15 protein-coding genes are annotated in these 23,458 nt (G+C 44.8%); 10 read left to right on the top strand and 5 right to left on the bottom strand.

Translation table 11 applies throughout. From position 1 onward, the window contains the following. Positions 1-258: 258 nt before the first annotated feature. Complete coding sequence (locus BN161_RS04605) at positions 259-810, bottom strand: LemA family protein (RefSeq protein WP_044263454.1); 552 nt, start codon at positions 808-810, stop codon at positions 259-261. A gap of 203 nt (positions 811-1,013) precedes the next feature. On the opposite strand from BN161_RS04605, the gene tsaB reads away from it, so the two are divergent. The 7 genes from tsaB to rseP all read left to right on the top strand — a co-directional run bounded on the left by tsaB (position 1,014) and on the right by rseP (position 7,769). Beyond that, positions 1,014-1,706, top strand: a complete 693-nt coding sequence (gene tsaB / locus BN161_RS04610; RefSeq protein WP_044263455.1) for a tRNA (adenosine(37)-N6)-threonylcarbamoyltransferase complex dimerization subunit type 1 TsaB — start codon at positions 1,014-1,016, stop codon at positions 1,704-1,706. 3 nt (positions 1,707-1,709) lie between these two features. Further along, complete coding sequence (locus BN161_RS04615; protein WP_044263456.1) at positions 1,710-2,330, top strand: DUF4290 domain-containing protein; 621 nt, start codon at positions 1,710-1,712, stop codon at positions 2,328-2,330. 89 nt (positions 2,331-2,419) lie between these two features. Continuing rightward, complete coding sequence (gene murA, locus BN161_RS04620) at positions 2,420-3,724, top strand: UDP-N-acetylglucosamine 1-carboxyvinyltransferase (RefSeq protein WP_044263457.1); 1,305 nt, start codon at positions 2,420-2,422, stop codon at positions 3,722-3,724. Positions 3,725-3,766: 42 nt separating this feature from the next. Further along, on the top strand, positions 3,767-4,303 hold the full coding sequence (gene rimM, locus BN161_RS04625) for a ribosome maturation factor RimM (protein ID WP_007217312.1): 537 nt from the start codon (positions 3,767-3,769) through the stop codon (positions 4,301-4,303). A gap of 39 nt (positions 4,304-4,342) precedes the next feature. Continuing rightward, positions 4,343-5,203, top strand: a complete 861-nt coding sequence (locus tag BN161_RS04630) for a M23 family metallopeptidase (RefSeq protein ID WP_007667822.1) — start codon at positions 4,343-4,345, stop codon at positions 5,201-5,203. A gap of 11 nt (positions 5,204-5,214) precedes the next feature. Next, on the top strand, positions 5,215-6,366 hold the full coding sequence (locus tag BN161_RS04635) for a 1-deoxy-D-xylulose-5-phosphate reductoisomerase (RefSeq protein WP_044263458.1): 1,152 nt from the start codon (positions 5,215-5,217) through the stop codon (positions 6,364-6,366). Positions 6,367-6,434: 68 nt separating this feature from the next. Continuing rightward, complete coding sequence (rseP, locus tag BN161_RS04640; protein WP_044263459.1) at positions 6,435-7,769, top strand: RIP metalloprotease RseP; 1,335 nt, start codon at positions 6,435-6,437, stop codon at positions 7,767-7,769. Between the two features lie 129 nt (positions 7,770-7,898). Here the strand turns inward: rseP and BN161_RS04645 are convergent, their stop codons facing one another. Continuing rightward, positions 7,899-8,798 carry a diaminopimelate dehydrogenase gene (locus BN161_RS04645; protein ID WP_044263460.1) on the bottom strand — a complete coding sequence of 300 codons (900 nt, stop codon included), beginning with the start codon at positions 8,796-8,798 and terminating at the stop codon, positions 7,899-7,901. A 251-nt stretch (positions 8,799-9,049) separates the two neighbouring features. Here BN161_RS04645 and ruvA point away from each other — a divergent pair, with 251 nt between their 5' ends. The 3 genes from ruvA (at position 9,050) to BN161_RS04660 (ending at position 18,242) form a co-directional block, all read left to right on the top strand. After that, positions 9,050-9,655 carry a Holliday junction branch migration protein RuvA gene (ruvA, locus tag BN161_RS04650; protein WP_044263461.1) on the top strand — a complete coding sequence of 202 codons (606 nt, stop codon included), beginning with the start codon at positions 9,050-9,052 and terminating at the stop codon, positions 9,653-9,655. 45 nt (positions 9,656-9,700) lie between these two features. Continuing rightward, complete coding sequence (gene sov / locus BN161_RS04655) at positions 9,701-17,173, top strand: T9SS outer membrane translocon Sov/SprA (RefSeq protein WP_052356181.1); 7,473 nt, start codon at positions 9,701-9,703, stop codon at positions 17,171-17,173. A 67-nt stretch (positions 17,174-17,240) separates the two neighbouring features. Beyond that, positions 17,241-18,242, top strand: coding sequence for a DUF3843 family protein (locus BN161_RS04660; protein WP_044263462.1), 1,002 nt, complete (start codon positions 17,241-17,243; stop codon positions 18,240-18,242). 76 nt (positions 18,243-18,318) lie between these two features. Here the strand turns inward: BN161_RS04660 and BN161_RS04665 are convergent, their stop codons facing one another. The 3 genes from BN161_RS04665 to BN161_RS04675 form a co-directional block, all read right to left on the bottom strand. Beyond that, positions 18,319-19,479, bottom strand: a complete 1,161-nt coding sequence (locus tag BN161_RS04665; RefSeq protein ID WP_044263463.1) for a M24 family metallopeptidase — start codon at positions 19,477-19,479, stop codon at positions 18,319-18,321. A 210-nt stretch (positions 19,480-19,689) separates the two neighbouring features. Beyond that, the gene (gdhA, locus tag BN161_RS04670) at positions 19,690-21,027 is read right to left on the bottom strand and encodes an NADP-specific glutamate dehydrogenase (RefSeq protein WP_007217307.1); all 1,338 of its coding nucleotides are present in this window, start codon (positions 21,025-21,027) and stop codon (positions 19,690-19,692) included. A gap of 229 nt (positions 21,028-21,256) precedes the next feature. Beyond that, the gene (locus tag BN161_RS04675) at positions 21,257-23,365 is read right to left on the bottom strand and encodes a prolyl oligopeptidase family serine peptidase (protein ID WP_044263510.1); all 2,109 of its coding nucleotides are present in this window, start codon (positions 23,363-23,365) and stop codon (positions 21,257-21,259) included. Positions 23,366-23,458 lie beyond the last annotated feature (93 nt).

Genomic DNA, 23,458 nt, shown 5'->3' on the forward strand with positions numbered 1-23,458 from the left:
TATTTTCGACTTATTATTGATACAAGTAATAAAAATGATTACAGAAATAACAACAATAACTATCGGACCAAAGATTCCTTCCAATTATAAGTATTAACAAAGTGATCACTCCTACCACCAGAAAAACAGCAGCATAAATCAAACCCTCCGAACGCCCTTTCCTCAGGAGTTCCCTACGTTTATTTTCCAAAACTTGCAATGTGGGGGCCAGCTTCTGCGCCAGAGAGTCAAAATCTACATAATCCATTGCCGGCTATTTTATGAATTGAACAAGTTCTTTACATCCGGAGTTGCACGTTCTGTTTCCGGAATAGTCAGTACCGCTTTTCTTGTAAATCCAAACATACCTGCCAACAGATTTGTAGGGAAAGTCTGGACGGCATTATTGTAATCGGTTACAGAAGCATTGTAAGTGCGGCGGGCGGCAGCCAACTGTTCTTCCGTTTCATTGAGCGAACGCTGCAATTGCAGGAAATTTTCAGAAGCTTTTAGTTCGGGATAGTTCTCCGCCACTGCAAAGAATTGAGTACGCACTTTGGAAAACATTTTATCAAAGCCTGCCTTTTCGCTGTCATTAAGAGAAGTATAAGTCTTGTTGCGCATTTCCGTTATTGCAGCAAATGTATCAGCTTCATGCTTGGCATATTGCTGAACGGTTGCAACCAGATTGGGGATCAAATCGAAGCGACGTTTCAACATGACATCGATAGTGGAAAAAGCATTTTCTATCTGATTTCTCTTTCTCACCAGTGAGTTGTACATCGAAATCAGCACCAAAATAAAAAGTACAATAATAATAGCTACGATCATAATTACAGATACAACGACCTCCTTGTGCCGGTTATTTTATGTTAACGAATTCAGAGTTTATTCCTAAAATCAGATAGCAAAGATAGAAATAATCTAAAAACCTCCCAATAATGCCGTAAGAAAGATACCGAACCCTTTGAGGATTCGCTTGTGTATCTGAAAATAAACCTGTAAATTTGCCACAATTAAACTAACAAAAGACTATGTCGTGTATCTTGCATATTGAAACGTCCACCTCAGCATGCTCCGTTGCTGTGAGTGAAGATGGACAAAATGTATTTAACAAAGAAGACCTGAACGGCCCGTCTCATGCCGCTCTGCTGGGAGTATTTATAGACGAAGCTCTGTCGTTTGCCGACAGTCATGCCATGCCGATTGATGCAGTGGCGGTGAGTTGCGGACCGGGTTCTTACACCGGACTACGTATCGGTGTATCTATGGCGAAAGGAGTTTGTTACGGACGTAATATTCCGCTGATCGGTCTTCCGACATTGAAGGTGCAATGCGTGCCGGTATTGCTTTATCATGATGAATTGCCCGAAGATGCATTGCTATGCCCGATGATCGATGCACGCCGCATGGAGGTATATGCTGCCATCTACGACCGTGCCTTGAAACCTGTGCGCGACATAGCCGCTGACATTGTAGACGAAAACTCTTATACAGAATTTCTGGATCAACATCCCGTCTATTTCTTTGGAGACGGAGCAGCCAAGTGCAAAGATAAAATAACTCATCCCAATGTGCACTTCATTGACGATATTCGTCCGCTGGCAAAAATGATGTTCCCACTTGCTGAAAAAGCAATAGCCGAAAACGACTTTAAGGATGTAGCTTATTTTGAACCATTCTACCTGAAAGAGTTTGTAGCTTCCCAACCGAAAAAACTTTTATAATATATGCAATATAACACTCAACAAAAGCGGATGCCTTTGCCGGAATACGGACGCAGCATCCAAAATATGGTTAGCCATGCGTTGACAATCGAAGACCGTGCTGAACGCCAACGTTGCGCAAACACCATTATCAACATTATGGGTAATATGTTCCCGCATCTGCGTGATGTACCCGATTTTAAACATAAACTATGGGATCATCTGGCTATCATGTCCGACTTCAAACTGGACATTGATTACCCTTATGAAATTATCCGCAAAGATAATTTGAATACCCGTCCGGAAATAATTCCCTATCCCAGTACCAAAATCCGTTACCGCCACTATGGCCGTACACTGGAAGTATTGATAAAGAAAGCAATTGACTTTCCCGAAGGAGATGAAAAGCAGAATCTGATTGCCTTGATCTGCAACCACATGAAGAAAGACTACATGACTTGGAATAAGGATACGGTAGACGACCGCAAGATTGCAGAAGATCTTAATGAATATTCGGGTGGCAAATTGCAAATGACGGATGACATCATCAAACTGATGACTGAACGTATTAACCAGAACTACCGTCCGAAAGTAAACAATCAGAATAACCGGAGAGATAACCGGAATAATAAGAGAAAGTACTAATAGATTTATGATTTCAGATTTATGATTTATAAGCGGCAGATCCGTTCATAAATCATAAATTATAAATCATAAGTCATAAATCCCAATTTATGGCATCATTCGTAATTGAAGGAGGACACAGATTATCCGGCGAGATCCATCCGCAAGGCGCAAAAAACGAGGTATTGCAGATTATCTGCGCCACGCTGTTGACAGCCGAAGAGGTGACCGTACATAACATTCCGGATATACTGGACGTCAACAATCTCATTCAATTGATGCGTGACATGGGCGTTACGGTATCCAGAAAAGGGCTTGATACGTATTGTTTCAAGGCTGAAAAGCTAAATTTGAGTTATCTGGAAAGTGATGAATTCCTGAAGAAATGTTCCAGTCTGCGAGGTTCGGTTATGTTAATCGGCCCGATGGTGGCACGCTTCCATAAAGCGATGATATCAAAACCGGGTGGGGACAAGATAGGACGCAGACGTCTGGATACTCACTTTATCGGTATACAGAACCTGGGTGCAGATTTCTCGTACAACGCAGAACGCGAAGCGTATGAGATTTCAGCTTGCGAACTGAAAGGCACCTACATGTTGCTGGACGAAGCTTCGGTAACCGGAACTGCCAACATCGTGATGGCAGCTGTACTGGCCAAAGGAACAACCACAATTTATAATGCTGCCTGCGAACCGTATCTGCAACAACTTTGCAAGATGCTGAACCGTATGGGCGCCAAGATACAAGGCATTGCCTCTAATCTGTTGACCATTGAAGGAGTGGACGAACTACACGGTACCGAACATACGATACTTCCCGATATGATCGAAGTCGGCAGTTTTATCGGTATGGCAGCCATGACGCAAAGTGAGCTCACCATCAAGAATGTTTCTTATGAAAATCTGGGCATCATCCCTGAAAGTTTCCGCCGTCTGGGCATCAAACTAGAACAACAGGGAGACGATATCTATATTCCTGCACAGGAAACGTATCAGATAGAGTCGTTCATAGATGGTTCCATTATGACTATTGCCGATGCTCCCTGGCCGGGACTGACGCCGGACTTGCTGAGTGTAATGCTCGTAGTTGCCACTCAGGCAAAAGGCAGCGTGCTTATCCATCAGAAGATGTTCGAGAGTCGCCTGTTCTTCGTGGATAAACTGATAGATATGGGAGCACAGATTATTCTTTGCGATCCTCACCGTGCCGTCGTCATTGGCCATAACCATGCCATGCGTCTGCGAGGCGGGAATATGACTTCACCTGATATTCGTGCCGGTATTGCATTGCTGATTGCCGCCATGAGTGCGGAAGGAAGCAGTCGTATCCACAACATTGAACAAATAGACCGGGGGTATCAGGATATTGAAAGACGCCTGAATGCTATCGGAGCAAGAATTACGAGAATATGATATGGGATGGTAGAAGATGATTAAGAATGGTAGGATGATAAGATGATAAAAAGAGAAGATGTATATAAAATAGGAGTATTCAACAAACCGCACGGCATTCATGGTGAGTTGTCATTCACATTCACCGATGACATTTTTGACCGGGTGGAAGCTGAATACCTAATCTGCCTGTTGGATGGTATTTTTGTACCTTTCTTCCTGGAGGAATACCGTTTCCGCTCCGATTCCACTGCATTGGTAAAGCTGGAAGGAGTAGACACGGCAGAACGTGCACGGATGTTCACCAACGTGGAAGTTTATTTTCCTGCCAAACATGCTGAAGATGCCGGACCGGGAGAACTAACCTGGGATTTCTTCGTAGGTTTCCGCGTAGAAGAAGTTAACCACGGAGACTTGGGAGAAGTGACAGAGGTGGATACTGCAACCATCAACACCTTGTTTGTAGTTGATCATCAGGGAGAAGAGTTACTGATTCCTGCACAAGAAGAATTCATCCTGAACATTGACCAAAAGCACAAAGTAATCACAATGGATTTACCCGAAGGATTGCTGGCTTTGGATGAAACAGAGGAAGTGTAAACAAGTGACTAGTGATAGAGTGATAAGTGATTAGCGCGTATGGTGAAAAAGAAACGACATAAAGCATTCTGGAGTAATATCAAATTCAAATATAAGCTGACTATCATCAACGAGAATACACTCGAAGAAGTAGTCGGTCTCCGTGTATCCAAGTTAAACGGCATCTCGGTATTACTTTCTGTGCTGACTGTTTTGTTTCTGGTAGCCTCAGTTATCATTGCTTTCACTCCGTTGCGTAACTACTTGCCGGGATACATGAACAGTGAAATTCGTGCCCAAGTGGTAGAGAATGCTTTACGAGTAGATTCACTTCAACAGTTGGTAGATCGCCAGAATTTGTATATAATGAATATACAGGATATTTTCAGTGGAACCATACGGGTAGATACTGTGCACAATATGGACTCACTGACTACCGTACGCGAAGACTCGTTGATGGAACGTACACAGCGGGAAGCGGAGTTCCGAAAACAATATGAAGAAACAGAAAAGTATAATCTGACAAGCATTACAGCCCGCCCGGACATAGAAGGATTGATATTTTATCGTCCCACGCGAGGGATGATTACAGAAAAATTTGATGCTGACAGAAAACATTACGGTACGGATATCGCCGCCAATCCCGGAGAGAGCGTACTTGCTACGCTGGATGGTACAGTTATCTTGAGTACTTATACGGCCGAAACAGGGTATGTGATAGAAGTACAACATAATCAAGACTTTATATCTGTATATAAGCATTGCAGTTCCTTATTGAAACGTGAAGGAGACACTGTACAGGCCGGAGAAGCTATTGCTTTGGTAGGAAACAGCGGACAACTGACAACCGGTCCTCACCTGCACTTTGAGTTATGGCACAAAGGACGGGCGGTGAATCCTGAACAATATATTGTATTTTAAGTGATAGATAAATGAAAAAACAAATTGCTATACTCGGTTCTACCGGCTCCATAGGTACGCAGGCATTACAGGTGATTGAAGAACAATCCGACCAGTACGAAGCGTATGTGCTGACCGCCAACAACCGTGTAGAAGAACTCATTGCTCAGGCTCGGAAATTCAAGCCTGAAGCGGTAGTTATAGCCAACGAAACGAAATATGCCCAACTGAAAGAAGCCCTCGCCGACCTGCCTATCAAAGTATATGCAGGAACGGATGCTATCTGCCAGATTGTGGAAGACTCGGAAATTGACATCGTACTGACTGCGATGGTAGGTTATGCCGGACTGAAACCAACCATGAATGCTATTCGTGCCCGTAAACCTATCGCTCTTGCCAACAAGGAGACGCTTGTTGTGGCAGGTGAGCTGATTAACGATATGGCACGCCTATCCGGTACACCTATATTACCGGTAGATTCCGAACATTCAGCCGTTTTCCAATGTTTAGCGGGAGAACTAGGCAATCCAATAGAGAAGGTGATCCTTACGGCATCCGGTGGCCCGTTCCGCAATTGCACAATGGAACAACTGGCTACGGTAACCAAAGCCCAAGCCTTGAAACATCCTAATTGGGATATGGGAGCGAAGATCACGATTGATTCCGCTTCAATGATGAACAAAGGGTTCGAGGTGATAGAAGCAAAATGGTTATTCGGTGTACGTCCGGATCAGATTGAAGTGGTAGTACATCCGCAATCTATTATACATTCGATGGTGCAGTTTGAAGACGGTGCAGTAAAGGCACAATTGGGTATGCCGGATATGCGTCTGCCTATTCAGTATGCATTCTCTTATCCGCAACGCCTGAAGGCTTCATTTCCCCGGTTAGATTTCAAGATGTGCACAAACCTGACATTCGAACAACCGGATACCACCCGTTTCCGTAATCTGACTTTGGCTTACGAAGCTTTGCATAAAGGCGGAAATATGCCTTGTATCGTAAATGCAGCCAATGAAGTGGTAGTTGCCGCTTTCCTGCGGGATGAGATTTCATTCCTCGGCATGAGTGACGTGATAGAGAAAGCAATGTCTATCGTATCATTTGTGGCAAAACCGGAATATGAAGACTATGTAGCTACGGATGCGATGACACGCCGTATTGCACAAGAACTTATAAAGTGATAGCGGCATCAATGATAAGCCGCATTTAATATAGTAAATTGTAAATAGTAAAATAGAAAAATTATTAGATGGAAACATTTTTGATTCGTGCCCTGCAACTCATTATGAGCCTTTCGTTGCTCGTTATCGTTCATGAGGGAGGGCACTTCCTCTTCGCCCGTCTTTTCAAGACACGGGTAGAAAAGTTTTGTTTGTTCTTCGACCCTTGGTTTACCCTGTTCAAGTTCAAGCCGAAAAATAGTGATACGGAATATGGTATTGGTTGGCTACCGTTAGGTGGTTATGTAAAGATAGCAGGTATGATAGATGAGTCTATGGATACCGAACAGATGCAACAGCCAATGCAACCGTGGGAGTTCCGGGCCAAACCGGCATGGCAACGGTTGTTAATCATGATAGGTGGTGTATTGTTCAATTTCATATTGGCATTATTCATCTATTCTATGATACTTTTTACTTGGGGAGATGAATATGTACCGGTACAAAAAGCCCCGTTGGGTATGGAATTCAACGAAACGGCAAAAGCTATCGGTTTCCGTGACGGTGACGTACTTATATCTGCTGATGGTGTACCCTTTGAACGTTACGGTGGTGATATGCTGACAAGCGTTGTCGATGCCCGCCAAGTAACAGTACGCCGTGATGGGCAAGAGGTATCCGTTTATATTCCTGAGAATTTTATGGAGCGTCTGCTGGCAGACAGTGTACGTTTTGCCTCATTCCGCTATCCATATGTTATTGATAGTATTTGTGCCAACCGTCCTGCTGCCCTTGCTGGCCTGCAAGCGGGTGACAGTATTATGCAATTGGATGGAAAGAACATTGCTTATTTCGATTTCAAAGAAGAGATGTTACGCCGTCAGAAAGCGGATTCGGCTTCTCATAATATCACATTGACTTATTCACGTGCCGGAGTGATAGATACTATAACTTTTGCTACAGATTCAATCTATGAGATAGGTGCAGTGGTACGTACGGCAACCAATCAGTTACTGCCGGTTGTAAAGAAAGAATATAGTTTTCTAGCCTCTTTCCCCGCTGGTGCAGCATTGGGAGTACAAACTCTGAAAGGCTATGTAGGACAGATGAAATATCTCTTCTCTAAAGAAGGCGCCAAGCAATTGGGTGGCTTCGGAACTATCGGAAGCATCTTCCCTGCTACATGGGATTGGCATCAGTTCTGGTACATGACAGCATTCCTTTCTATTATCCTCGCCTTCATGAATATTTTGCCTATTCCGGCACTGGATGGCGGACATGTACTATTCCTTATTTATGAAATTGTGGCTCGTCGCAAACCAAGTGATAAATTTATGGAGCGTGCGCAAATGGTGGGTATGTTCCTGCTATTCGGATTGCTGCTTTGGGCAAACTTTAATGATATTCTACGGTTCCTGTTCTAACGCAGGATCTACTTTATAAAAACGATGGTCTGTTTATGCAAAACGAACTATCTGTTTTAAAACAAATAGACCATCTATTCGGGGTGAGTAGATGGTCTATTTATTATATGAAATATCTATCCTATTTTCTTACACTAAGTGTCCGATCCACTCTTCACGATCTCCCGGCAAAAGATCAATAACCGGAACCTCTACCATAGTGTAACAACCAGGTTGTTGACGCATGGAAGCGCGAGCTACACAAACCAATACCTGAGCAGTAAGTGCAGGATTATTAATGCGCATATTGAACTCAAACAATTGATTCTGAGTTTTACCGGAAACACCTTTACGAGTGAGGTTTACACCATGTCCCATGTCAAGCAAAGCATCTACGCTGGGAACTAATTTCACATGTGTCTCATCATTCACAAAGTATGGATCTGCTTTGATGGCAGCAGACACTTTATCAAACTCATAACCGTCTTTCAATTCGATATAAACCATGCGACGGTGAATACTTGTTCCGGTAGGAATAGTCATGGAAAGAGCAGCCTTTACACCATCAATAGCTTTTACAGCTACTGTATGTCCCATACTCATTCCCGGACCAAAGTTTGTATAAGTAATTCCTTTCGGAGCAATAGCTTCCAACAGGGTACGTACGGTAGAGTCGCTTCCCGGATCCCAACCTGCAGAAATAATAGAAACTGCATTATGTTCTTTTGCAGAAGCAGACAGTGTGCGACGCAAATCTACAATACCGGTATGAATATCGAAGCTGTCAACCGTATTGATGCCAAGTGCAAGGATTTCTTTAGCATATTTCTCTACACTGCGGGTTGGCGTGCAAAGAATTGCAACATCAACACCTTCCAATTCCTTAATATTCTTTACAACAGGGTATTCACTCAGTTCTGCGGGACGGTTTTCAGCTCCAGTGCGGCGTACTACGCCGGCAATTTCAAAGTCGGGAGCCGCTTGCAACGCTTCGAGCACGTATTGCCCGATATTGCCATAGCCAACAATGGCTGCTCTTACTTTTTTCATTCTTTTATTGAATTTGTTTATCAGTTTTCTATTTTATCGGCACAAAAGTAATCATTTTCATTCAATTTAACCACAAAACGATTCAGTGTTCCACAGAGTTTTTTCTTTATTAAGACTTCTTTCAAACTTATGTACCTTCAATAACTTACCACTCTAAAACAATTTCCAAAGGAAAAAGTTCCCTGAAACTCTTCTGAGTCTGTAATGAAGAAACACAATATTCTTCGCGCGCATGCGTTATAGTAAGTATTATGATAGAATACATTAGAGGCGGACTTGCCGAGCTCAGCCCAGCAACCGCAGTTATCGACTGTAACGGATTGGGATATGCCGTTAATATTTCATTAAATACGTATGCTGCCATCCAAGGCAAAAAAGAGTGTAAACTGTATATCTACGAGGCTATACGTGAGGATGCATACATCCTTTACGGCTTTGCAGATAAACAAGAGCGTGAATTATTCTTGTTACTGATTTCCGTTTCGGGCATTGGCGGTAATACTGCACGAATGATACTTTCAGCACTTTCACCGGCAGAACTGGTGAATGTTATCAGTACTGAAAATGCCAATTTACTGAAGACAGTAAAAGGTATCGGACTAAAAACAGCTCAACGGGTGATTGTAGATTTGAAAGATAAAATCAAGACAGGTGCTGCAACCGCAGGAAGTTCGATAGGAAGTCTTGGCGGAATGCTATCTGCAGCTAATACACAGGTGCAGGAAGAAGCTATTGCAGCATTGACTATGTTGGGATTTGCACAGGCACCATCGCAAAAGGTAGTTTTGGCAATATTGAAAGAAGAGCCGGATGCACCGGTGGAACAGGTTATTAAGTTGGCGTTGAAAAGACTTTAGTAAATGATAATTTGTTAGTGATTATCATTCATCAATTAAACACATATGAAGTCTCCTCGTATACGACATATCATCTGGTTATTGCTGCTGTGGCTCATGCCCGGCAGCTTTGTCGTTATGGGGCAGAATGTAAATGGGGAAAATACACAAGAAACGGAAGCGGAAAACATACAAGATACAATAGCTCCGCGATATTCCGTTCGCAAGACCGTACCGGGTACACTAAAAGACCTTTCTCCCCATCCTGCCGATCTGCAATCACCCATGAACCTGCGAACCGAGGCAGAATATGATGCAAAAACAGACAGATACTACATACGCACAAAATTAGGGAATACCGAAATCGGTGTACCGATGATACTAACCCCTGAAGAATATCTGGATTGGACGTTGAAACAATCCATGCAATCTTATTACCGCCAAAAGAACGGAGAACAAATCGGCAAAGGAAAAGAAGCTTTCGACTTTATGGATATGAAGTTCAACCTTGGACCGGCAGAGAAGTTGTTCGGCCCCGGTGGGGTACAAATACGTACACAAGGTAATGCAGAACTCAGCTTCGGCATGACATACAAAAACGTAAAAAATCCCTCACTTCCGGAAAGTCAACGCAAAACACTCGGTTTTGACTTTGACGAGAAAATTAATATCAACGTCAATGGTAAGGTAGGTGACAAGGTGAATATGAACATGAACTACAACACTGATGCTACCTTTGATTTTGACACCAAACGGCTGAAACTGAAATATGAGGGAAAAGAAGATGAGATCATCAAACTGATTGAAGCCGGTAATGTGAGCATGTCCACCAATAACTCACTAATACGCGGAGCATCCGCACTGTTCGGCATTCGTACAGACCTGCAATTTGGCAAACTAAAGCTACAGGCTGTTATCAGCCAGCAAGAGAGTGAAGCCAAAACAGTGACAAGCCGCGGTGGTGCACAAACCACTACTTTCGACTTCTCCGCAGATAATTACGAAGGAAACCGCCACTTTTTCCTTGCCCATTATTTTCGGGATGTCTATGACAAAAACCTGGCACAGCTTCCGAATATCCTTTCGGGAATCACAATTAACAGGATTGAAGTATGGGTAACCAACAAACGAAATAACTATGATAATCCGCGAAACATCGTAGCACTAACTGATCTTGGAGAAGCCTTTCACATAGGCAACACTACTGCCTGGAGCGGAGTGGGAAACCCGACCAACCCCAGTTCAAACGTCAACGCTCCCGCCAATAGTGCCAATAACCTCTATACGGAAATGATAAGCAGTTATGCAGCCGCACGCGATATCAGCCAGGTAAGTAATATCATGAGTACAATCCCCGGATCCGAACCCGGCATGGATTACGAAAAAATAGAAAGTGCCCGTCTGCTCACTTCCTCAGAATACACACTGAATAGCAAACTCGGTTATATCTCACTGAAGCAAACCCTTCAACCGGACGAAGTACTGGCAGTCGCTTTTGAGTACACACTCGGTGGACGAAGTTATCAAGTAGGTGAGTTTTCTTCAGACATTAAGGAAACCGGACAAAGTTTGTTCGTAAAATTATTGAAGAATACGGCAAATTCCCCGGACGCAGCCTGCTGGGACCTAATGATGAAGAATGTCTACAGTCTCAATGCCTACTCCGTGCAAAAAGAAAAATTCCAGTTGAACATCACTTACCAAAGCGATACAACAGGTGTATATCTACGCTACATCCCGGAAGGAAAGATTGCCAAAACACCCTTGTTGCGTGTCATGAACCTCGACCGCCTCAATAGCCAGAACCAAACAGGTGCGGACGGTTTCTTCGACTTTGTCGAAGGCTATACGGTGACAGCATCAGACGGGCGTATCTACTTTCCTGTAGTAGAACCTTTCGGTAGCCACCTGCGCAAAACCATCGGAAACGATGCGCTGGCAGACAAATATGTGTTTCAAGAACTTTACGACTCCACCCGCACCGTAGCGCAACAAACAGCAGAAAAAAATAAATTCCGGCTAACAGGTGAATACCGTGCTTCCAATGCCAATGAAATACGGTTAGGAGCTATGAATATTCCACAAGGTTCAGTACGGGTGACGGCAGGAGGTATGACACTGGTAGAAAACTCTGACTATACAGTAGACTACACATTGGGAGTAGTTACCATTCTCAACCAAAGCATCATTGATGCCGGTACAGCCATCAGCGTAAATCTGGAGAGCAATACGCTCTACAGTATGCAACGCAAAACGATGATGGGACTAAACTTCACCTACGATTTCTCACAGGACTTCTCTTTCGGAGGAAGCATCATGCACCTCAGCGAAAAACCACTGACAAGCAAAGTTGCAATGGGTGACGAACCACTCTCCAACACGTTGTGGGGAGTGAATGCTTCATGGAAAAAAGAAAGTCAGTGGCTGACAAACATGCTGGACAAACTACCGTTCGTCACCGCAACCACCCCCAGCAGCATCAATCTCGGTGTGGAATTCGCCCATCTCATTCCGGGACATGCCAAAGGACTGCAACAAAACGCTTCGTACATCGACGATTTCGAAAGTACACAAAATGGTATTGACCTTCGTCAGCCCTCATACTGGATGTTGGCAAGCACCCCCTCTCCCCTCTTTCCCGAAGCAACCCGCAGCAATGATATCAGTTACGGAAAGAACCGGGCACTGCTGGCGTGGTACCATATTGACGGACTTTTCACCCGCCGTAACTCTTCATTGACACCTACACACATCAAAAACGACCTCAACCAGCTTAGCAACCACTATGTGCGTGAGGTCTATGAGCAGGAACTGTTTCCAAATAAGGAAACTCCCTACCAGGAATCGGCTTCCATGAACGTACTGAACCTAGCCTATTATCCACAGGAACGGGGGCCGTACAATCTGGATACAGACCTGAATTCTGACGGTACTCTGAAAAATCCGGAGAATCGCTGGGGAGGCATGATGCGTAAACTGGATACCAGTGATTTCGAAGCGGCGAACATTGAATACATCTCTTTCTGGTTACTGGATCCATTCATCTACGAAAAAGGTAGCATTGAGGGAGGAATAACACGAACAGGTTCGGAAAAGGCAACGCAAGCAAATTCTTCCAAAGGTACTCTCTACATAAACCTTGGCGAAGTATCTGAAGACATCCTCAAAGATGGCAAGAAGTTCTTTGAAAACGGTCTGCCCATTGATGGAGATGCAACAAAGACCGAAGAAACAGTTTGGGGGCGTGTTCCCCGCGATCGTAGTGTGGTATATGCCTTTGATAATGCAGCCGGCGCACGCCGTAAGCAAGATGTCGGACTGAACGGGCTCTCTACTGAAGACGAACGTACCTTCTCCACTTATCAGAAATATCTGACAGACATACAAGGCAAAGTGGATGCCTCCACTTACGAGAAATTCTACAACGATCCGGCAGGTGACAATTATCATTATTTCCGTGGCTCGGACTATGACCGGGAAGAGCGTAGCATTCTGGAACGCTACAAATACTATAACAATACCGAGGGGAACTCCACCGCCAGTGAAGATTCTCCGGAACGATACGATATATCTTCAAAGACCGTACCCGATGTAGAGGATATCAATCAGGACAATACACTGAACGAGACTGAGAAATATTTCCAATACTGTATCAACTTGACACCTTCCGACCTGAAAGTAGGACAGAATTACATCACGGATAAACGAACTGCCAGCGTCCGCCTGCGCAACGGACAAACGGAAGAAGTGACCTGGTATCAGTTCAAAGTTCCCGTACGCAGTGGTGAGGCAGTGGGAAGTATCAAAGACTTCAAATCCATCCGCTTCATGCGCATGTTCCTGACCGGATTTGAGAAACCCATCGTGCTACGTTTTGCCACCTTGGAGTTGGTACGCGGCGAATGGCGCACCTATACCGATGCACTGAATAATACACAACAAGGCGCCTCTACCACCAGCTCTGCTGCACTAGACGTTTCTGCCGTCAATATCGAAGAAAATGGAGACCGTACTCCGGTGAACTATGTAATGCCTCCGGGTATCTCCCGTGTCATCGATCCGGGACAACCACAACTTCGCCAGCAGAACGAGCAAGCCATGAGCCTGAAGCTGGAAAAGTTGGCTCCGGGTGATGCCCGTGCCGTCTACAAGAATACGGGTATGGACATGCGGCAATACCGCCGGCTGCAAATGTTTGCTCATGCCGAAGCTCTGCCTGATCTCTCCACAGATCCGCAGAACGGAGAACTTTCCGTATTCATCCGCCTCGGCTCAGATTACCGCAGCAACTATTATGAATACGAAATCCCCCTCACACTCACTCCGCACGGAGAATACAACGGAAGTACCGTTGCCGGTTGCCTTGCCGTCTGGCCCAAAGACAACAATCTGGACATTGACCTCAGTGTGCTTACTAATGTCAAGAAAGCCCGTAATCGCCTAAAGAATATCTCGAACAGTGGTGTCAGCTATGCTAAAGTGTATTCGGAATACGATCCGGATAAACCTTCCAATAAGATAAGCGTGATTGGTAATCCTTCACTGGCAGAGGTCAAGACAATGATGATTGGTGTGAGAAACAACTCACGCACCGTCAAATCGGCAGAAATCTGGGTGAACGAACTGCGCCTGACCGAATTCAACGAAGACGGCGGCTGGGCTGCACAAGGCAATCTCAACTTACAACTTTCCGATATCGGTAGTATCAACCTGGCCGGCCACGTGGAAACAGCCGGTTTCGGCGGACTGGAACAGAGCGTCAGCGAGCGTCGGCTGGACGACTATTATCAGTATAGTTTCACCACCACATTCGACTTGGGACGTTTCTTTCCTAAAAAGGCCAAATTGGCCGCTCCTATTTACTTCTCTTACTCCAAAGAAGCTACTACGCCAAAGTACAATCCCTTGGACAAAGATATGTTGCTGGATGACGCCCTGGATGCCTGTACCACCGATTGGGAACGAGACTCGTTGATGAATATCGCCCGTGAAATTACGACCTACCGCAATTTTAGCCTCAGCAATGCACGACTGGGCATTACAAGTAAAAACCCCATGCCTTATGATCCGGGGAACTTTACTTTCAGCTATTCCCGTTCCCTCCGCCACAACCAGGGTAGCACCACAACTTACGAAAACGAAACGGACTGGCGCGCTGCAATGACTTATAATTATGCTCCTGTCTATCGCCCGTGGGAACCTTTCAAAGCTATGGAAAGTAAATCTCCATGGATGCGCTTCGTCAAAGAGCTCAATCTGAACTGGCTGCCCCAAAGCATCTCGTTCAATACCGACATGACGCGTCACTATTACGAACTTCAACTCCGCGACCTGGAGGCACTGACTGCCGGAAGCAGTACCATCGGTAGCGGGGATATCAGTATCGAAGGCATCCCCATCTCCGTTGCTAAAGAATTCCTTTGGAACCGTGATTTCGCCCTGCGCTGGGACCTGACAAAGAGCCTGAAACTGAACTTTACCTCCGCTACCCACGCCGAGATTGAAGAACCTTACGGTGTAGTAAATAAAGACCTTTATCCAGACGAATACTCAGCCTGGAAAGATACAGTACGCCGTAGCCTGTTCTCGCTCGGCCGTCCTATTGATTTCCAGCAGACATTCAATGCCACTTACAAACTCCCATTCGACAAGTTCCCCGCTACCGACTGGATCAGTGCCGACCTTCGTTTCGCCTCTTCTTACAACTGGGACCGGGGTGTTTCCCTTTCCGATGGCGTAGAAATGGGCAATACTGTCAGCAATCAGCGCAGCATCGACGTAAACTCGCGTTTCAATCTCGAAGCACTCTATAACAAGGTACCTTATTTAAAGAAAGTAAACCGCCGCTTTTCCGCTTCCTATCGCAAACCCTCCTCACCCAAAGAACAAAAGCCCCGTCGCTTCGACAAGGAAATACAATTGCGTGCAGACACTACGGTTACCATTCAACACAATATGAACTCCCGTCGTCCCAAAGTCACCGCTCTCACAGTGGACGGACGTCGTTATCCCGTACGTTATAAAGTTATAAATGCTAATTCACTACGTATTGATACGCAGGACACGGCACGCATAAAACTCACTGTAATCCCCGGTCCTAATCCGGAAGATGGTTGGTGGTATAAATTCGGCCAGCATGCCACCCGCATTGCCATGAGCGTACGCAATTTCAGCTTTACCTACAAAAATACGTATGCCATGACCCTTCCCGGTTTCCGTCCTGAAGTCGGTGACATGTTCGGCCAGAAGAAACACGGAGGCTTCCTTGCTCCGGGAATGGACTTTGCATTCGGTTTCACCGGAGACGGCTATATCGACCGTGCCTTGCAAAACGACTGGCTCATCTGCAACGACTCCGTTGTCAGCCCTGCCAGCAGCAATGCCCTTGAAGATCTTCAATTGCGTATCTCCCTTGAACCGATACGCGACCTCAAAATAGACCTTACCGCCAATCGTACCCGAAACCGCAGCCGCGAAATACAATATATGTTCGAAGGTATGCCAGATACCCGCAGTGGTAACTTCTCCATGAGTATCATTTCTATCGGTAGTGCTTTCGAACGCCCCAGCGCCGGCGACGGTTATCATTCCGGCACATTCGAACGTTTCCGCCGCAACCTTGACGTTATCCGTGACCGTGTGGAATCCCAATTCCTCGGTGCACAGTATCCGCAAGGCAGTGCTCTTGCCGGAAAAATATTCGATCCGGCAAACGGCACAATCAGCAAGCACTCACCGGATGTCATGATCCCTGCCTTCCTCGCCGCCTATACCGGAAGGAGCGCTCGGAACTCCGCCCTTGACTTCTTCCCCAGCCTGTTCTCCATGATGCCGAACTGGCGTATCACCTACACAGGACTTACCAAGATAGCCTGGTTCAAAAAGAACTTCCGCAGTGTCAATCTGAATCATGCCTATCGCAGCACCTACAGCGTCGGCAGCTACAACACTTTCCAGAGTTTCATGAGCTATATGGGTGATATAGGCTTTGTAGAAGATGTGCAATCAGGAAATCCTATCCCTTCATCGCGCTTCGACATCAGCATGGTATCCATTAACGAGCAATTCTCCCCCCTTATTGGTATGGATGCCACCCTCAAAAACGGACTTACCGCCAAAGTGGAATATAAAACCAGCCGTATATTAAATCTCAGTATGAGTGCTTGTCAACTGGTAGAAACCGCTTCCCGCGATTTCGTTATCGGTTTGGGATATAAGATTGTAAACTTCAATTTATTCAGTGGCCGGAATGTAAAAGACAGCAAGAATCGTGTCAGCCATGACCTTGCTCTCCGTGCAGATATTTCATTCCGCAACCAGTCCGCCCTCTGCCGGGACATCCAGCAAGGTTTTGCACAAGCTACCAATGGCAACAAAGCCCTGAAAATATCATGTTCGGCAGACTACACCCTGAGTCGCTTGTTAACCCTGCGCCTCTACTATGACCGCCAGCAGAATACTCCGTTAGTGTCCTCCAGCTCATATCCGGTAGTCAGTGCCGACTTTGGTTTCAGCATGAAATTCTCTCTCACGCGGTAAATATACTCGACGATTAAGGAGCAATTCAAGGGAAAGTTTTATCTTTGTGAGATAAACAACAAGCAACATGAAACAAGCAAGAATTTATATGAAGCATTGGTTAGGAATTAACGAACGCAGTAAACAACTCTCGACCGACACCTGGTATTTGAACTTCGCCAATCAACTGCTATCTTTGATCGATGAATCCCCTTTATACAGTAAAAAGTTTGAAACAGAGAAAGTAGATGCCGCCCTTTCATTGGCTATTTATTTGCAAGATGCCATCGCCCAGTCCGGTGGTTGGAAAGAGTTTTCCAATGCCTATTACGGATTGTACAAGTCCTATCTTCCTTTCTATACGCTGACCGACGAGTATCTTCCCGACGAAATCAATGTAGAGGATATCTCATTCATTCAGTGGACGCTCCTTTCCCGCTATGCCATCTTCGAAGAGGACGAAGTTATTATCCAGAATCCTCATGATCCTGACCTGATAGAATTCAGCCAAAAGGTATATAATGTGATGGATACCGCCTTTGAAGAAGCTCCCATCTGCGACGAGCCGTCTTCTCCCATTTGGGTGATGGGACTTGATTTACTGGAAATGCCATTAGTGCCACTTCCCGAAATCACTCCCGGAATGACACTTAAAAAAGACGTGGAGAACTGCCTGTCATACAGCAAAGGAGAACCGCTACTTTATTTTACCACCTACGATGAATTACACCGTTTCTTTGTGGAAGAACTAAAATGGGAAGATAAAAATGAAAGTCTGTTGCCGGAATTAAGAGATGAAAGAAACCTTGTGATCTATGCCAATGCCAAAGGTATGCTGATAGCCTCTAATGTTTCTTATTGTTTCTGCGATCCACGCAATCCAACTTATAATACAGAAAAGGCAGCTGCCAAAGGATACAAATTATTCACTTATCCGGGTATCTGCCCCTTTGATCTCCTGAAGTATGGTATGGCAAAAGGCCTGCTTCCTGATATGCAACTTCCCTTCCCTGGTGGAAAAGAAGTATTGCACGATAATTGGGACTTCATTGCACGATACTTCTTGTGTGAGTATTACGAAGGAGAGTGAAAATAAGTGATTAGTTGTTAGTGATTAATGTTATGTTTACAACTAATCACTTATCACTAACAACTAATCATTATTTCTACATTTCTATTATCTCTTCCTTGCACAGTGTCAACTTCTCTACCCCGTCTGCCGTCACTACCCATGAGTTTTCAATACCCAAGGGGCCGACACCCGGCAATACGATTTTGGGTTCGAGGGCAAATACCATACCCGGTTCTAATTCCTGCTTCATACGCGGAGCCAGTACAGGAGCTTCGTTGATTTCCAAGCCAATGCCATGACCGATAAATTTCGCCTTCTGTCCTACTCCCATAAAGTAATCGGCAAATCCGGCTTTCGTTACGATATCAATAGCTGTATTATAGAGATCTTCGCAAACAGCACCCGGTTTTGCCTTTTCAATCACAGCTGCCTGTACATCCAGACATGTTTGATGTGCAGCATAAGCCTTCTCCGGTAACTTACCGATAGAGAATACTCGACTCATATCACCCATGTATCCATAGAAGTTTCCACCCATATCAACCATAAAACTCTGACCGGGTTGCAACAATGCACCGTTTGCACCGATGGGTATAGACGGATCAAGTCCTTCACCACCTAAAGCAAAGTCATAAGGTGCAGGAGCAGTGGCATTATCTCCCGCCAGCAAGCTACCCATAAATATCTCCATACTCTGACCAAATGTACGGAAAATACCCAGACAACCTTCCAAACGCATCAGGCGTTCTATTTCAATAGACAACTGACGATCTGTCATTCCCGGTCGATACACAGAAGGAATCTGTTCATAAGCCTTCGTATGGGCAATACCCGAACGACGGAACATTTCAATTTCAATATTTGTCTTTACACTACGCGCCTTACGAATCAGGGGAGTACCATTCACAACAGTAGCTTCAGGAAAGCAGGCTGCCAGACGGGTATACTCCGTATAAGAGAGTTCATCTCCCTCCAACATCAATTTCGCAGGCAAGGGTAGACCGCACTCTTTCAATAAATCGGGCAATTGTTCCGGCTTACGGATAGAATGTATATGTTCTCCTTCAATATTATTAGGACGTTTAATAAATAAGCGTGCCGGAGCATTCAACGGTAAATACAGATAGCCGCTGACAACGCGTCCGTACGTATAAATCAAATTTACATTGCAAGTGATAAGAGCGGCATCAATCTCTTGTTGAGCCATCAAGACACGTATCTTATCGCGTCTTAACTTTAGTTCCGGTTGTAACATCTCTTTGTTATTTAATGATTTTCCGGGTGCAAAGGTAATAATTTCAGGTATTAAGTACGAGGTATTAAGTATTAAGTTTGACTGAAAGTGGCGCTGTAGAAGCGAATATACCTAATTGTTGGTATGCCTATAAAAAAAGTACTGCCCTACACCTTCACAGGCAGGACAGCACAAACCACAAATACAAATACAACTAAACAAAGTTTTCCTTTAAATAATTCCCTGACCCATCATTGCGTGAGCCACCTTCATGAAGCCTGCAATATTGGCTCCCTTCACGTAGTTGATGTAACCGTCAGGTTCTGTCCCATATTTTACGCATTGTGCATGAATGCCGTGCATAATAGCGTGCAGTTTCTCGTCCACTTCTGCAGCACACCAACTGAGGTGCATTGCATTCTGTGACATTTCCAATCCGGAAGTAGCAACACCACCGGCATTGACTGCCTTACCCGGAGCATACATCACCTTATGTTCGATGAACAGGTCGATAGCTTCCGGCGTACAGCCCATATTAGATATTTCACCCACACACATCACTTTATTTTCAATCAACTGACGGGCATCATCACCATTCAGTTCATTTTGCGTAGCACAAGGCAATGCAATATCAGCTTTCACTTCCCATGGACGCTTGCCGGCAACAAATGTAGAACCGGGGAATTCGTCTGCATACGGAGCCACTATATCATTGCCCGATGAACGGAGTTCAAGCATATAATCTATCTTTTCGCCACTGATACCATTCGGATCATAAATATATCCGTCCGGCCCGGAGATAGTAACCACCTTGGCACCCAACTCGGTTGCTTTGGTAGCGGCACCCCAAGCTACATTTCCAAAACCGGAAACAGCAACGGTCTTACCTTTGATATCAATGCCTTTAGTTTCTAACATCTGGTTCACGAAGTACAATCCACCGAAACCTGTAGCTTCAGGACGAATCAGAGAACCGCCGAATTCTAAACCCTTTCCGGTAAATGTGCCGGTAAATTCACGGGTTAGCTTCTTATACATACCGAACATATAGCCCACTTCACGACCGCCTACACCGATATCACCGGCTGGTACATCCATATCCGGACCAAGGTGACGCCACAGCTCCAACATGAATGCCTGACAGAAGCGCATGATTTCACCATCGCTCTTACCGCGCGGAGAGAAGTCGGAACCACCTTTACCACCACCCATAGGCAGAGTAGTCAGTGCATTCTTAAACGTCTGTTCGAAACCTAAGAATTTAAGGATGGAAAGATTTACAGAAGCATGGAAACGAATACCGCCTTTGTACGGGCCAATGGCATTGTTGAATTGCACACGGTAACCAAGGTTGGTTTGTACATCACCTTTGTCGTCCACCCAAGTAACACGGAACGTAAAGATACGGTCGGGTTCAACCAAGCGTTCTATGATTTTAGCTTTCTCGAACTCTGGATGCTGGTTATAGATATCTTCGATGGAAAGAAGTACTTCCTTTACGGCTTGAAGATATTCAGACTCGCCGGGATGCTTTGCCTCTAAAGAGGACATAATTCGTTCGATATTCATAATATTACGTTTTAAAGGTTTATTCCTTCGTGACTTTAAGGCTATTCGAACAAAATGTCAACGAATAACACTGCAAATATAGGTATTCTTTTGAATTAACCTACATTTTTCAGCATTATTTTGATTAAATAATGATAAAACGTCAAATAAGTTGAGAATTGAGAATTGAGAGTTACTATGCAGCATGACAGCGCAGCCAACTCTCAACTCTCAATTCTCAACTCTCAACTTATTTAAGTTCCATTCCGAGATTATACATGATAAAGGCATAAGTGTCAGCCTGTTCTTCAAGAACCTTAGTCATAGGTTTGCCTGCACCATGTCCGGCTTTACTTTCGATGCGGATGATAGTGGGATTCGTACCGTCATTACATTCTTGCAGGGTAGCGGCAAACTTGAATGAGTGTGCGGGAACTACACGATCGTCATGATCGGCAGTAATCACCATAGTTGCAGGATATTTGGTGCCGGGCTTCAGGTTGTGCAACGGAGAGTAGCCTTTCAGGTACTCGAACATTTCCTTGCTGTCCTCGCTCGTACCGTAATCGCTTGCCCAGTTCCAACCGATAGTGAACTTATGATAGCGGAGCATATCCATTACACCTACCTGCGGAATGGCTACGCGAAACAAATCGGGACGTTGTGTCATACAGGCACCTACCAGCAAACCACCATTAGAGCCACCTACGATAGCTATTTTATCTTTGTTAGTATACTTATCATTAATAAGGTATTCGGCAGCTGCGATGAAATCGTCAAATACATTCTGTTTCTGCATCTTCGTACCGGCTATGTGCCAGTCTTCACCATACTCGCCACCACCACGCAGATTAACCTGCGCATAGATACCTCCATTTTCCAGGAACGGAATACGTGATGTAGAGAAACCCGGATTAAGGCTGATATTGAAACCACCGTAACCATAGAGATACACCGGATTCTTACCGTCTTTCTTAAGATCTTTCTTATAAGTCAGGAACATCGGTATCTTTGTACCGTCCTTGCTGGGGTAGAATACCTGCTCCGTTATAAATTCATCGGAGTTGAAGTCAACCTTCGGAGCACGGAAGAGCTCATAGGTATTCGCATCCATATCATATTTATACATAGCACCGGGGATGGTGAACGAAGTAAAACCGAAGAAACATTCTTTGTCATCCTTGTCGCCACTGAAACCTACGGAACCGAGCGAAGGCAACTTAATTTCCTGTACCTCCTTACCGTCCAGGTCATATACATACGCATGATTGGCAGCATCTTTATCATACGTCAGGAATAACTTCTCACCTATCACACCGACATCCGAAAGTACATTCTCACTTTCCGGAACCAGCTCCGTCCAGTCTTTCAAGGCAGGTTTATTGATATCCGCCGTCATAAGGCGATATTTCGGCGCATTGTAGTTCGTAAACATATAGATTTTGTCACCGATCACCTCTATAGGAGCATAAGTGTAATCCATATCCGTAGCCATTGCAACGAACGGTGCATTCGGTTTACGCAGATCTTTCATATACAAGGCATTGCCACGTCCGTCGCCACTCTCATACAGGAACAGGATGGTTTCATCCTCATTCACACTGGCAGTATAGAAACGCTTGGGATATGCCTGATTCTGGTAAACCAGCTTATCCTGCGATTGCGGTGTACCCATCTTATGATAGTAAATCTTATGATTCTCGTTCACGTTAGAGAACTCCTTCCCTTTCACCGGAGCATCGTAAGCGCTGTAGTAAAATCCATCGCCCTGCCAGGTAGCTCCTGTAAACTTTGCCCATTCAATATGATCATCCAGCAACTTGCCGGTTTCGGTATCCATTACATAGATTTCCTGCCAGTCTGAACCACTACGCGCAATGGTATAGCCGGTATATTTTCCATTATTCGAAAAATAAATGCCTGTCAAAGCTACCGTACCGTCATCCGAGAGTTTGTTAGGATCAAGGAATACGCGCGGTTCACTGTCCAATGCATCCTCCACATACAGTACGCTCTGATTCTGCAAGCCGTCGTTTTTATAGAAATAATACTTACCATGCTTTTTGAATGGCGTACCAATCTTTTCATAATTAGCCACATCCGTCAACCGCTTCAACAGGGCATCACGGAAGGGAATTTTAGACAAGTAATCGTTTGTCACCTTGTTCTGGGCTTCCACCCATGCGGCAGTTGCAGCAGAAGTATCATTCTCCAACCACCGATATGGGTCGGGAACTTCTGTTCCAAAATAAACATCTACAGTATCCACCTTCGCGGTTTCAGGATACGTAATCTTCTGTTGTTGTTGAGCACATGACATCATGATGATACCGATTGCGAATAAAGTTACTTTTTTCATATTATACATAAATAGGAGATGATTGTTCATTCTTTTTTGAGAATTGTCGTGAAAACGTCTCACCAAATTCAGGCGTTAAAAATACAAAAACAA

Origin of the sequence: Bacteroides timonensis (assembly GCF_000513195.1) — a bacterium.
Lineage (GTDB): Bacteria > Bacteroidota > Bacteroidia > Bacteroidales > Bacteroidaceae > Bacteroides > Bacteroides timonensis.

Bases quoted from the DNA above. Each gene is read 5' to 3' on its own strand.
- BN161_RS04605 (WP_044263454.1), bottom strand. From the start codon at position 810: ATGATCGTAGCTATTATTATTGTACTTTTTATTTTGGTGCTGATTTCG.
- tsaB (WP_044263455.1), top strand. From the start codon at position 1,014: ATGTCGTGTATCTTGCATATTGAAACGTCCACCTCAGCATGCTCCGTT.
- BN161_RS04615 (WP_044263456.1), top strand. From the start codon at position 1,710: ATGCAATATAACACTCAACAAAAGCGGATGCCTTTGCCGGAATACGGA.
- murA (WP_044263457.1), top strand. From the start codon at position 2,420: ATGGCATCATTCGTAATTGAAGGAGGACACAGATTATCCGGCGAGATC.
- rimM (WP_007217312.1), top strand. From the start codon at position 3,767: ATGATAAAAAGAGAAGATGTATATAAAATAGGAGTATTCAACAAACCG.
- BN161_RS04630 (WP_007667822.1), top strand. From the start codon at position 4,343: ATGGTGAAAAAGAAACGACATAAAGCATTCTGGAGTAATATCAAATTC.
- BN161_RS04635 (WP_044263458.1), top strand. From the start codon at position 5,215: ATGAAAAAACAAATTGCTATACTCGGTTCTACCGGCTCCATAGGTACG.
- rseP (WP_044263459.1), top strand. From the start codon at position 6,435: ATGGAAACATTTTTGATTCGTGCCCTGCAACTCATTATGAGCCTTTCG.
- BN161_RS04645 (WP_044263460.1), bottom strand. From the start codon at position 8,798: ATGAAAAAAGTAAGAGCAGCCATTGTTGGCTATGGCAATATCGGGCAA.
- ruvA (WP_044263461.1), top strand. From the start codon at position 9,050: ATGATAGAATACATTAGAGGCGGACTTGCCGAGCTCAGCCCAGCAACC.
- sov (WP_052356181.1), top strand. From the start codon at position 9,701: ATGAAGTCTCCTCGTATACGACATATCATCTGGTTATTGCTGCTGTGG.
- BN161_RS04660 (WP_044263462.1), top strand. From the start codon at position 17,241: ATGAAACAAGCAAGAATTTATATGAAGCATTGGTTAGGAATTAACGAA.
- BN161_RS04665 (WP_044263463.1), bottom strand. From the start codon at position 19,479: ATGTTACAACCGGAACTAAAGTTAAGACGCGATAAGATACGTGTCTTG.
- gdhA (WP_007217307.1), bottom strand. From the start codon at position 21,027: ATGAATATCGAACGAATTATGTCCTCTTTAGAGGCAAAGCATCCCGGC.
- BN161_RS04675 (WP_044263510.1), bottom strand. From the start codon at position 23,365: ATGAAAAAAGTAACTTTATTCGCAATCGGTATCATCATGATGTCATGT.